This window comes from Tissierella pigra (assembly GCF_009695605.1).
GTDB classification, from domain to species: Bacteria; Bacillota; Clostridia; order Tissierellales; family Tissierellaceae; genus Tissierella; species Tissierella pigra.
This window is the reverse complement of the sequence record NZ_VUNQ01000019.1, coordinates 26,919-40,242: the sequence shown is the minus strand read 5'-3', so window position 1 is coordinate 40,242 and position 13,324 is coordinate 26,919. Positions and strand designations below refer to the sequence as shown.

The 13,324-nt window shown below is 30.1% G+C and carries 12 protein-coding genes and 1 riboswitch; all 12 genes read right to left on the bottom strand.

Annotation, left to right across the window (positions count from 1 at the left end; genetic code table 11):
- Nucleotides 1-2: 2 nt before the first annotated feature.
- Nucleotides 3-440, bottom strand: coding sequence for an anti-sigma F factor (gene spoIIAB, locus FYJ83_RS09985; protein ID WP_342366195.1), 438 nt, complete (start codon nt 438-440; stop codon nt 3-5).
- A 14-nt stretch (nt 441-454) separates the two neighbouring features.
- On the bottom strand, nt 455-790 hold the full coding sequence (gene spoIIAA / locus FYJ83_RS09980; RefSeq protein WP_154440182.1) for an anti-sigma F factor antagonist: 336 nt from the start codon (nt 788-790) through the stop codon (nt 455-457).
- Nucleotides 791-927: 137 nt separating this feature from the next.
- Nucleotides 928-1,773: a bifunctional 5,10-methylenetetrahydrofolate dehydrogenase/5,10-methenyltetrahydrofolate cyclohydrolase gene (locus tag FYJ83_RS20450; RefSeq protein ID WP_216585338.1), complete on the bottom strand. Its 846-nt coding sequence runs from the start codon at nt 1,771-1,773 to the stop codon at nt 928-930.
- Between the two features lie 131 nt (nt 1,774-1,904).
- On the bottom strand, nt 1,905-3,386 hold the full coding sequence (locus tag FYJ83_RS09970) for a Na+/H+ antiporter NhaC family protein (protein ID WP_154440181.1): 1,482 nt from the start codon (nt 3,384-3,386) through the stop codon (nt 1,905-1,907).
- Between the two features lie 156 nt (nt 3,387-3,542).
- Nucleotides 3,543-4,550: a C40 family peptidase gene (locus tag FYJ83_RS09965; RefSeq protein WP_154440180.1), complete on the bottom strand. Its 1,008-nt coding sequence runs from the start codon at nt 4,548-4,550 to the stop codon at nt 3,543-3,545.
- Between the two features lie 108 nt (nt 4,551-4,658).
- Nucleotides 4,659-5,540, bottom strand: coding sequence for a cation diffusion facilitator family transporter (locus tag FYJ83_RS09960; RefSeq protein WP_229768559.1), 882 nt, complete (start codon nt 5,538-5,540; stop codon nt 4,659-4,661).
- A gap of 349 nt (nt 5,541-5,889) precedes the next feature.
- A riboswitch (glycine riboswitch) is annotated at nt 5,890-5,990 on the top strand.
- 137 nt (nt 5,991-6,127) lie between these two features.
- On the bottom strand, nt 6,128-7,981 hold the full coding sequence (locus FYJ83_RS09955; protein WP_154440178.1) for an Eco57I restriction-modification methylase domain-containing protein: 1,854 nt from the start codon (nt 7,979-7,981) through the stop codon (nt 6,128-6,130).
- 101 nt (nt 7,982-8,082) lie between these two features.
- Nucleotides 8,083-9,225 carry an N-acetylglucosamine-6-phosphate deacetylase gene (nagA, locus tag FYJ83_RS09950; protein WP_154440177.1) on the bottom strand — a complete coding sequence of 381 codons (1,143 nt, stop codon included), beginning with the start codon at nt 9,223-9,225 and terminating at the stop codon, nt 8,083-8,085.
- Between the two features lie 148 nt (nt 9,226-9,373).
- Entirely contained in the window at nt 9,374-10,306 is a 933-nt protein-coding gene (gene pfkB / locus FYJ83_RS09945) for a 1-phosphofructokinase (protein ID WP_154440176.1), read from the bottom strand.
- Nucleotides 10,307-10,327: 21 nt separating this feature from the next.
- The gene (gene fba / locus FYJ83_RS09940; protein ID WP_154440175.1) at nt 10,328-11,182 is read right to left on the bottom strand and encodes a class II fructose-1,6-bisphosphate aldolase; all 855 of its coding nucleotides are present in this window, start codon (nt 11,180-11,182) and stop codon (nt 10,328-10,330) included.
- 25 nt (nt 11,183-11,207) lie between these two features.
- Entirely contained in the window at nt 11,208-12,305 is a 1,098-nt protein-coding gene (locus FYJ83_RS09935; RefSeq protein ID WP_154440174.1) for an ABC transporter ATP-binding protein, read from the bottom strand.
- Nucleotides 12,306-12,333: 28 nt separating this feature from the next.
- Nucleotides 12,334-13,314: an ROK family protein gene (locus FYJ83_RS09930; protein ID WP_154440173.1), complete on the bottom strand. Its 981-nt coding sequence runs from the start codon at nt 13,312-13,314 to the stop codon at nt 12,334-12,336.
- Nucleotides 13,315-13,324 lie beyond the last annotated feature (10 nt).

The following is a 13,324-nucleotide window of genomic DNA, read 5'->3' as shown; positions in this document are numbered from 1 at the left end:
ATCTACTCCTTATCTGGAAGGATTTGAAATCTCTTAGTCATCTTTACTTTTGTTCCTTGTCCTTTGATACTTTCTACTTGAAGGCTATCCATAAAAGTTTCCATAACTGTAAATCCCATACCTGATCTTTCCATATTAGGTTTAGATGTATAAAAAGGTTCCCTTGCCTTAACTATATCTGGTATTCCCATTCCTTTATCTTCAACTATTATCTCTATTTCGTTATCTTCAATTTTTGATTCAACTATTACTAATCCTTGTCCATATTCATATCCATGTATAATAGCATTTGTTACAGCCTCAGATACAGCAGTCTTAATGTCTGATAATTCTTCTAATGTAGGATCTAATTGAGATGCAAAAGCTGCCACTACAACCCTTGCAAATGATTCATTATTAGATTTACTTAGAAACTCCAATTTCATATAATTCTTTTCCACTTTCTTCATCTCCTTTATAAGTTTTCAGCAGCTTTTTCAATTGTTGGATAAACATTAATTATTTTAAGGAGTCCAGACATTTTCAACATCTTTTCTACATAGGAATTATCACTTACTATTGCCATACCTCCAGCCTTTTCTATACAGTTTCTATATCTTCCCATAATAAGTCCGATTCCTGAGCTGTCCATAAAAGTCAACCCTCTTAAATCCAATATTATATTTTTAAGCCTTAGATCATTATACTTTTGGTCTATTTTTTCCCTTACACTTTCTGTGGTGTGATGATCCAATTCCCCTTTAAACTGTACCAATAAATTATTGTTATGTTCTTCTACTGATAGATACAAAATACCCCCTCCTGTCTTTTCTTCTGTATTTATATATATTCTATATAGGCATTCAAATCTCCTTCAAAGAATATTGACTATTTTTGTATTAAAATGAAAAAAAGAGTCAATATTGACTCTTTTTTTTCGATTTATATCTACATTTTTTTACAAGCATCAACTACATGGGATAATAATATAGATGTAGTCACCGAACCAACACCACCTGGAACTGGTGTTATCATAGATACCATTTCAGATACCTCTGGATAATTAATATCTCCACTTAGTTTTCCTTCACTATCTAAACTAACTCCAACATCTATACATACTGATTTTTCATTAAAATATTTCTTATCAAAGAATTTTGCCTTTCCTAAAGCAGTTACTACTATATCTGCCTTACTTGTTATTTCATGTAAGTCTTTAGTTCTAGAATGACAAATAGTTACAGTTGCATTTTTTTCAAGTAACATCATTACTAAAGGTTTACCAAGTACCATGGATCTATTAACTACTACCACATTTTTTCCTTCCAATGGAACTTCATTATATAATAACACTTCCAAAGCCGCTTTTGCAGTACAAGGTCCAAACCCTGTCATATCTCCTTCAAATATCTTTGCTAAATTTATTGGGTGCATACAATCCACATCTTTAGCAGGTGACAAAGCCTCTCTTATCTTTGTTTCATCAATATGTTTAGGTAGAGGTCTAAATAAAAGAACTCCAGATACGGAATTATCTTTATTTAACTCTTCCATTAAAGCTACTAATTCTTCAGTTGTCATATCAGTATTTCTTTCAAAAACTTTAGATTGTATACCTATGGTATCACAATTTTTGATTATACTTTTTTCATAGGAAATATCATCTGGATTATTTCCTAGTCTTACAATACCTAATGTAGGCACTTTACCTATCTTAGCCAGTTCTTCAATGTCTTTTTTCATCTTTTCCTTGATTCCAGCTGCAACAACGTTACCTTTTAAAATCTCTGCCACTTCACAACACCTCTTTCATCTATTATCTATAAAAATTGTAGTAATAATTCAAATTATAACATATCAGGTTTTAAATTCAAGAATACCTTCAAAAATGACTTAAGTTTTAAATGCTTTTCATTAATTTATCTTCATTTTTTTATATTTCTTTTTAACTTTACATCTGGTTCGGCTGGAATACCAAACAATGGTATAAATCTATCCCAGCCAGTTAAAGTTAATAATAATATTGAACCTACGGCTACAAATGCCATAAAGTTATATTTAATTAAGTCAAACTCCATAAATTCATGAATCGGATATATGGCTGAAGCAATTCCTGTAAAAAATGCAATATATACGTGCCATGGAATAAGCTGTGAACCAAATACCCCTAAGGCATCAGAGAAAGTAGCATTTCTTAGGCGAAGTTTATACATATCCTCTTCACTTGCTTCCACATTTTCATCAGTCAATTCTTTTATAATAGGTCCAATAGTTACTATTTGAGCCATTTCATCTGCTAAAGCTGCATTACCTAATATGGATAAAATGCCATTTGCAAACATTAATTGTCTTACATTTCTTACTAGCCTTGAAACTAAATCTGATATAGGTTTAAATGCATTCATCTTGTTCATTATTCCACCAAAAGCTCCTACCCACATCATCATAACTATTACCCATGAACCCGCTTCTGCAAATCCTGATTCCAACATTCCCAAGAATTGGGTAGTATTTTCAACTGTACCTGCAACCATACCAAATATATAGGAAGAAATCAGTCCCAGTCCTAAGCAAGCCAAAGTAGGAATCCCCTTTATGGCAGCTATTAAAACAAGTACTAGAGGTACAACCATATAAAATGGTACTCCTTCTTTTACTTGATTAAGCAAATCTACTGCCGCTGGATTTTCTTCAGATAATGCAGTCCATACACTTTCTGGAATTTGATTTATTGCATCGACTGCACTACCAACTTCACCTGGTAATCCTAAACTTGCCACAACAAATAAAATTGCTGCTACAATTAAACATATACCAGACCAGACACCTTGATGCCTAATTCTATGGATAACTTCTACTTCTTGAATTCCCGAACTAACTACAGTAGTATCTGATATAAGTCCTATATTATCTCCAAAACAGGCTCCGCCTGCTATTGCTCCAACAGTGATAATCACATCTCCCTGTACTATATGGCTTAACCATAAGAAAATAGGTGCACAGGCTGCAAAAGTTCCCCATGATGTTCCAGTTGCAATTGATAGTATTGCTGAAACAATAAATGCTATTACTGCAACAGTCTTTCCTGTAATTCCTAATCCTAATGCCATATTAATAATTGCTGCTCCAACTCCAGTTGACATAAATGCTTCTGCCATGGCATAGGCAAGCATAAGAATAAAAAAGACCAACTGCATTTCCTTAACATTATCCACTGCTGCATCTACGATTTCATTTAGTTTGTATTTTTCTGTTACGGCAGCAATTATCGCTGCATAAACAGTTGCAATAGGTGCTATAACCAAAATGTCTAAACTAATCCCTAAAAAATCTAACACCTCAATATTGCTCACCATCATAAGTCCAGCTAGTAAAAATATTGGCGAAAACTTTAGCAATGCAATCATTTTTCCATCCCCTTTTAAAATATTTTATTAAAATTTAACTAGAGTATAACATATCAGCCTACTGTAAACAAGAATATTCTAACAATTCCCTTCATAAGTTCAGTTAATAAAAAAATACATCAAAAATCACTACAATTTTCAATGTATTTTTTTCAATTAATTATTTATAATTCTTCTAGCCGTTACATACCTTTGCTTATAATAAGCTTCATCTAAAGATGATACCATAACTTCTCTTCTGCCAGAAGATGCGTGTATCATATTGTTATCCCCAATATATACTCCTACATGACCTATTCCTTTTCCAGATGTTCTAAAGAATACTAAATCACCTGGTACAAGCTCTTCTCGCTTTATTTCCACCCCATCAGATACTTGAGAACTAGAAGATCTATTAAGTTTTATTCCTAATGTATTTAAATAAATAGAATATGTAAGCCCAGAACAGTCATATCCTCTTTTCCCAGTGTCTCCTGCTACATAAGGTTTTCCTAATTCTGCATAAGCAGCTTGAACTATTTTAGTGACAGAAGATCCTCTTCTGGATATATTTCCTCTTGTTGCTCTTTCTTTTTGTCTTCTCAAGTCAATATAGCTCTCTTTAGCCTTAAACTCATTTCCTTCTTCATCTACAATAGTATAAATATTATCTTTAAAATCTTTTATAGCAACTGTTTCGCCTTTTATCAAAGTATAAAATAAATCATTATCTGTTAGTACCTTATCTACTTTTGAAACTCCGTAAGAAGTATTTTCCTCTACAATTGCCTCTAAATCTGATAATTTTACATAACCATCAATGCCATCCTCTGTATTAAATAATCCATAGTAGTCATCCTCAAATTTAAGAATTTGCAGAATCTCTTCTTCTCTCAAAACTCTAATAGGCTTTGCTTCTGGCTTGTCCAGAATGTATGTATCAACTTTCACTCTATACTTCTGTGAAGTTTTATTAGTTCTTATTGTTTCATTCCTTGCTATTTCATATATTGCATCTTCTTTTTCTCCAATAATAGTTACTTTTTCTTCATTAAATGCAACTTGAGTAGCGTCATCTATACTAATATATTCCTTAACAAATATCCCAGTATCTTTAAATCCAATTAAACCAATGAGACATATCCCTGCAATTGTTACTGGTAGCTTGTGTTTTCTATTATTCAATATGAACACTCCCTATATTAGATTTCAAATATAAGATTATTATATTATATTATATTATATTAGATGATGCAACTCAATTATTACAAAATTATTACAATTTTTCTTAATTTATTTAAACGGCTCAATATGAACCATACAATGTTTAATATCAGCAATATCTTTTTCTAATTTGTCATGAACTTTTTCAGAAATTTCATGACCTTTTTCAACAGTAATATTAGAGTCCACAAAAATTTCTATATCAACATAAATTTTATTTCCAAACATTCTAGTTTTTAATTCTTTCACTCCTCTAACACCCTCTATGGATTCGGTCTTTTTCTTAATAGTTTCTATGATTTCCTCACTGGCAGATTCGTCTACTAACTCTTTAATAGATTTTATATATAAATCAATTCCTACTTTTATTACAAAGCAAGATACTATTATTCCTGCAATAGGGTCTAAAGCTGGAAAACCTAATCTAGCTCCAAGTACACCTGCAAATGTACCAACGGAAGAAAAAGCATCTGATCTATGATGCCAAGCATCAGCCTCCATAGATATACTTTTTATTTTCTTAGCTACTTTAATAGTATACCAATACATACCTTCTTTAACTATAATAGATAAAAAAGCAACTATAAGTGCAATTATCTTTGGAGTCCTAATTTCACCACTAATTAAAATTTTAATAGATTCATAGCCTATAAATACACCTGTTAATAATAGTAATATACTTAAAAGTTTTGCAAATACAGATTCATATTTCTCATGTCCGTAGGGATGACCTTTATCAGCTTCCTTAGAAGATATTTTTAACCCTAACAAAACTACAAAAGTAGTCAAAATATCAGATAAAGTATGTACTCCATCTGCAATCATAGCACTACTAACTCCTGCTATCCCTGCTATAATTTTAAAAACTGCCAAAATAATATTAACTATAATTGTTATCCAAGAAGTTTTGACACCTAGTTTATAATTTTCCATATGCTTCATACCTTTCATATTTTATTATTGATAATGATAATACCATTGTACACATATTCCTTAGGCATTTCAATAGGTTTTCGAAGATAGAACTTATTATCAACTGATAATAAGTTCAAATAGAACATATAACTCTTACTATTACTTATTTTATTCATGAACCAGGATTTTATTTCTAAACTGTATAATTTAAAATAATTTATTTTTTACTTGCAATTATTAAAATTATATGCTAATATAATAATTGTAAGAAAACTTAATAAGCGAATGAAGATTATTGGAAATATCTAATTAGATAACCGTAGGAGCAAAGAATAATTATATCACTAAACTTATTCTGAAACTCTCAGGTTCTTAACAATAGTCAGACGCGTTCCCTGGAGAGACTTGTTAAATCAAGCATCGAAGAAGCAATTCATATATGTATATTATGAGGAAACTTTCAGATACAAGGACAGGGAGATAATGTGATATGTTTTATATATGTCATTTTATCTCTCTGTCTTTTTATCTTTTTTGTAAATAGCTTATTTTCTCCTTATTGAGGAGTTGTTAAGTATATATTAATTTTATGACACGCACACACAAATGAAGCCATGATAATATCATGGCTTCATTTGTGTGTTATTTATTATTCTATAGTCTTCTTCATTAAATTCAAAGTATTTTCCTATAATTTTGTCTATATCTTTTTCTAAATCCCATATCTTCTCTTGAGTTTCCATATCATCTTTGCTTTTTAGTTTCATTATTTCTTTGACCTTTATACTTATATCTTCTATTATTTCCTCGGTAATTATTTTTAAATCCATTATGGAGTTAGGATAATAATCATAAATTCCTTTTCCCATTTTTTTTGCAAATAATTTAAAATAAAATTCATATATATTAGAATTAAGTAATCCAACTAAATACTCAAGAGTTATTTTATTTTTATATTCATCTTTAATAATTAAAGAGTATATATCTGCACTATAATATAGATTATTATAGTCTATAGCAAATCTATTGTTTCTAGATTTATATGGAAATATTATCTTAGGCTGTTCAAATAAATTGCTATCTCTACCCCATTGTAATTCATACCACTTTCTGTTTCCGGTTTTATATTCCCTTCTATTTTTCAATCTTTCTTTATGGACTTTAATAAATTCTATACTATTAGGATAAGTCTTTTCTTTCTTTATTAAATCAGAGTAAATTAAAAACAAGTCATTATCTAAAATATTATATCTCTCTATATTACTATTTTTTATCCATTTTTTAAGTAAGTCTTTTTCTATATTATTTAATAGTACCTCTTCCCTATTTAACACAAATGCTTTATCACATCCAGTTATGATCCCTTGAAAAGAAGTTGCTATATCTCCCAATCTATATCTAGTCTTTCTTTCTATTTTTTTATATATATTTAAGCTTTCTCTAGATACCAACATCCATCTATTTAATTCCAAATTATCCTGTTCTACTTGAAAGCTATTAAATAAATTTGAATCTATTTCTAATCTCAAATTCTTTAAATCACTAAATTTATATTTATCATCAATTAATTTATGTACTGTTATGTTATTACCTATGGATTTATATTTTTCAAATAAATATATGGCAGTTGCAACTTTAATATCTTTAAAAATTTCAGCTCCATAGAAATCTACTATTTCAACAATATTTGCATTTTCCCTTAAATATAATCTTAGCTCTCTCCCTGTAGGACTTTCCATAAAATATCTAGAAGTTATTATTCCAGATATTCCTGTGGAACTTAAAATTTCTAGTATTCTCTGAAAAAAACAAAAGGAAATATCTGATTTATCTTTAAATACATCCTTATATTCTTCTAATAACCATTTTTTATATCCTACACTTAACTGCTTATGTCCAATATATGGTGGATTACCTATGGAAATATCATATTTTTTACTCCAGAATTCCTTTAGTTTGTTATAATCCTCTGAATCCATAACATTGTTTTCCCACCTTACTAAGCTATCACATTCTACAATATTTAAATCTATTTTATAATTTACCTTTTCTTTAGATAGCAAAGCCAATTTAGTTAAATAAACAGCTACCTTATCTTTATCAGCGCCATAGATACAGTGTTTTAGTATATGATAGTGGATGTTTTCTTTCTTCCAATAGTCTATTCCTCTTATTTTTATCCTTTTCTCATCTTTCTCTATGATATAGTTATGATTTCCATACTTATGCCTTATTTTCTCTAGATTTAATAAAAATTTCTCTTTTAAAATATCATAGGATGCAGTCAAAAAATATCCTGCACCACAAGAAATATCAATTATTCTAGTATATGGGTTGTCTATCACATTTACTTTACCGATTGTATTTTCCAATATATATTTAATAATAAAATTAGGTGTATAATATTGCCCTATTGATTTTCTAATTTCGTTATCTGTATTTTGTTGATAAATTTCACCTAATATGTTATCTTCCATATTCCACCTCGAGATCTAATCAAATATATTTTCATTAATACCATATTACCATATATTTAGATAAGTTTCATATAATAAAAGCATCCATATGGATGCTTTTATTATATGACTAGTTTTCCATCTAATATAACATTTTTAATATTTATATCTCTGTCAAAAATAATTAAATCTGCTCTTTTACCTATTTCTATACTTCCTAATTTATCATCTAATTTTACAGTTTTTGCAGCGTTTAAACTAGCCATTTTTATTGCTTCATAAATAGGAATGTTTAAAAAATTTACCATATTATATACAGCCTTTTGCATATTAAGAGTAGATCCTGCTAAGCTTCCTGATTCTAGCCTTGCTGCTCCTTTTGAAACATTAACCTTTTGCTCGCCTAGTTCGTATTCTCCATCTTCAAGTCCAGCTGCCCTCATGGCATCTGAAACCAATACTATTTTATCATACCCTTTCATTTTTAAAGCAATATTCACAGCTCCATCGTGTAAATGGATTCTGTCATAGATTATCTCACAATATACTCTATCATCTTCAAGGGAAGCTCCTATGACTCCAGGCTCCCTATGATTAAAAGTTCTCATGCCATTGTATAAATGAGTAGCCACAGTTACTCCACAGGCTATGCCCTTTTTAGTCTCTTCAAAGGTTGCATTTGTATGAGCCATGGCTATTGTTATATTTCTTGCTTTTAAATATTTTATTATATCTAAGGCACCTTCCAACTCTGGAGCTATAGATACCATTTTCATTTTATCCTTTGCTATATCTACTATGGATTTTATCTTATCTAAATCTGGAGTTTTAATATGTTCCTCTGGTTGAGCACCTTTTTTTCCTAAATCAAAAAATGGCCCTTCTAAGTGCACACCTATAATCCGGGATATATTATGTTTATTTTTATAATTATTTATATTTTCTATTGCATTCATTATATTATCATAGGAGGAAGTAATTACAGTACCTAAATAAGATGTTACGCCATTAGAAATATGATATTTCCCAATTTCATCTAAGGCTTCCTCACTACTATCCATTATATCAAAGCCTTTGTTTCCATGGTTATGAATATCTATGAATCCTGGACTAAGATAATTTCCATCTCCATCAATTATTTCATATTCTCCGATCCTAAACTTTTCTTCCAAATCTATATCTACTATTTGTCCATTTTCTACTAAAACTCCATATCCCTTTAAAACTTCATAGGGAGTAATAATATCTACGTTTTTTATTAACATAAACCCACCTCCATATACTCTTAATAATTGCCTCTAATATAACTTTTTACCTCTTTTATCTAAACTTAATCATATGTCTATGTAAATTTAGATAAAAAATGCCTATAACCAATTTAGCCATAAGCATTTTAACTTGTATTTTGTATAATTATATTTTTATTTTTTCAATTTTTATCATATTGATTAACTTATCTACATTGTCTAAGTCTACCTTACCAGTTTCCAACTCCATGGCATTTGCAGTTCCACAAGCAGAAGATAATCTTAACATACTTTCAAGATCATATCCTCTCAATAAGGATACTGCAAATCCTGCAACCATAGAATCTCCAGAGCCTACAGTATTCATAACCTCCACCTTAGGAATATCTACTCTATACATATATCCATTATTAAATACTAATGCTCCCTTATCTCCTAATGATATACATATTACTTCTATGCCATTTTCAATAAAACCCTTTACTCCCCTAATAATATCTTCTTCAGAGTTAATATTTCTGCCTATGAGTTTACTTAGCTCCTCTTTATTAGGTTTTATTAAATATGGTCTTTCGATTATACCTTTTGCTAAAGGCTTACCGCTGGTATCTAAAATAAACTTTTTCTCTTTTTTATTTGCTCTTTTTATTAGTTCATTATATATATCTACTGGTAATCCATCAGGCAAACTTCCAGATGCACATATTATATTACATTTATCCAATAGACTATCATATAGCTGGTAGAACTTATTTAATTCTTCTTCATCTATAGTGGGACCAGATTCAAGTATTTCTGTATTACTTCCATCACTTGATGCTATATTAATACAAGACCTAGTCTCTCCATTAATAAATATAAAATCATTTTCTATATTCATTTTAGCCAGTTTATCTATTATATATGTTCCATTTCTGCCACCTAAAAATCCTGTAGCTAAAACTGGATCTCCAAAGGTATTTATTACCTTAGTCACATTGATACCTTTTCCACCAGCTGTATATTGATATTCATTAGTTCTAAATATCTTTCCTTTTTCAAAATCTTTTACATCATATCTTCTATCAATAGAAGGATTTAAAGTAATAGTTAAAATCAACTATATTCCTCCTTATAAGTTTTAATATCTATTTGCACTTCCACAGACTCTTATTTTTTCCATGGCTATTTTCTTTACCATATCCTTAGCCGGAGTTAAATAATATCTTGGATCATTTGCAGATGGATTTTCTTTAAAATATTCCTTAATGGCTTCAGCAAATGGTATTTTTAGTTCTGTCGCTATATTTACTTTACTAATTCCATTTTCTACTGCCTTTATTACACTTTCGTGAGGTACACCAGATGCACCATGTAGTACAAGAGGTATGCTTACCATACTATTAATTTTACTTAATCTTTCAAAATCTAATTTAGGTTCAGATTTATAGACTCCATGAGCAGTTCCTATGGCAACAGCTAAGGAATCTACATTTGTCCTTTGTATAAAATCTAAGGCGATATGTGGATCTGTAAGAGTAGTATCCTTTTCATCTATATCTCTATCATCTTCTTGTCCACCTACTAGTCCTAATTCTGCTTCCACACTAACTTCATATCTATGGGAATACTTAACTACTTCCCTTGTAATACTTATATTTTCTTCATAAGACTTTATAGAAGCATCTATCATTACTGATTTATATCCTGCTTGAATACATTGTTTTAATAGTTCTACATCTGTACAGTGATCTAAATGTAGTGCTATGGGAATATCATATTTTTTCGCTGCCGCTCTAGCCATGGCAACTAAAAATTCTAATCCAGCATATTTTACAGTTCCTGGAGTTGTAGCAATCATCAATGGAGACCTAAGTTCGTAAGCCGCTTCTATTACTCCTTTCATAGTTTCTAGATTATGAATATTAAAAGCAGGAACAGCATATTTATTTTTTCTCGCTTCTATTAACATTTCTCTATTTGATACAATATCCATGGATTTATCTCTCCCAGTTATTAATTTATTTTATTGCTAATTCCGTATCTTTATCAAAAAAGTGTAGCTTTCTTTCGTCAAAGTATATTTTTATATCTTTATGATTTTCTATATTTATATCTGAATCTATTATTGAAATCAATTGATATTTTCCTAATTTGATATATACGTATTTCTCAGAGCCTAACATTTCAATTAATTCTACAAAACCATTTAATTCTATTTGAGTTTTTCTTGTTTCGTTATAAATATGTTCAGGTCTTATACCTATGATTATAGCCTTATTTAAATATCCTTTATTAGCTAATCCTTTACCTACTTCTTTGGAAATATTAAGTCTAATATCATCTATCTTAATACTATAGTTATCCCCTTCAGAGATTAATACTCCTTCCATAAAATTCATTTGAGGACTTCCTATAAACCCAGCTACAAAAACATTTGCTGGATTTTGATATACGTTTTGTGGTGTATCTACCTGTTGTATTACACCATCTTTCATTATTACAATTCTATCTCCCATGGTCATGGCTTCTGTCTGGTCATGGGTCACATATATAAAGGTAGTCTCTAATCTTTCGTGGAGCTTTATTATTTCTGCCCTAGTTTGAACTCTAAGCTTTGCATCTAAATTAGATAGAGGCTCGTCCATAAGAAATACTTGTGGATCTCTTACAATGGCTCTTCCAAGGGCTACCCTTTGTTTTTGTCCTCCAGAAAGTGCCTTAGGCTTTCTATCTAAATATTCTTCAATTCCTAGTATCTTCGCTGCCTCTGTAATTCTAGTATTGATTTCATCTTTAGGATATTTTTTTAATTTAAGGGCGAAGGCCATATTATCATAAACTGTCATATGAGGATAAAGGGCATAGTTTTGAAATACCATAGCAATATCCCTATCTTTTGGGGGAACATCATTAACTAAAGTATCTCCAATATATATTTCTCCCTTTGAAATTTCTTCAAGTCCTGCAAGCATTCTTAAAGTTGTAGATTTACCACATCCTGAAGGTCCTACAAATACTACAAATTCCTTATCTTTAACTTCTAAGTTAAATTCCTTAACAGCCTCTACATCTCCTGGATATATCTTATATACATTTTTAAAAACTAATCCTGCCATTATTATCCACCCTTCTCAATATCTTAGGTTAAATCTTCCATTTTATTTCTTCTTCTTTTAAGGTAAGTACTACAGATTCTTCATACTTATTTGAATCTATTATCTTTGCATATAATGCTGCACCAGTTATTGGCTGCAAAATAGGTTTCATTAATTTAACCTTTCCATGTTCCTTTAAATATCTTTTTAAAGGCTCTAGTACAAAACTATCTGCATTAAATACACCACCTGAATAGGAAATGAGTATTTCCTCATCCTGTAGATTTAACTGATTGATTACAGATTTTATAGTAAGGTAGTGTTCAAAAGCTGCTTCTTCAAAAACCTTAATAGCTTCAGTATCATTTTCTAAGGCAGCTTTATATATTATCTTTGAAAATTTTGCAATTTCATCTCTTTTCATAAATAGCTTAGTAATCACAATATCTATAAGATCAAAATCATTTTCTATATCTAATTCTTCTCTTAATATATTGTAAAAGGGAGTCTTATTAATCCTCCCATCAGATTCCTTGCTAAATATTTCTATGGCTTTTTTTCCTATCCAATAAGCCGATCCCTCATCACCACAGAAGTGTCCCCATCCACCTGCTCTAGTAGAGTGTCCTTCTTTATCCATTCCAAATGCAATAGTGCCTGTACCTGCTACCATGTTTATTCCAGCCTTACAAGCCAATGATCCTGCCCAAGCAGCGACTGCATCATTATCGCAAGTAAATGGAACATCATTTAGCATCTCTTTTATAATGTTTAATAGTAGAGAAATGTCCTTTTTAATTTCGCCAAAACCAGGAATTCCTAAAAACACATAATTAATTTCCGCTATAGATATTTTAGCTTCATTACAAATATCTTTTATCCCTTGTCTTATTACATTTTCAAAGTTTTTAAGTGATGATTGTTTATAGTGGCAAGTTGGCTTTATATTATAGGCTAATATCTTGCCTTTACCATTTATTAAGACAAATGCAGTTTTAGTTCCTCCGCCATCAACGCCTAAATATAACAAGTCCAAACCT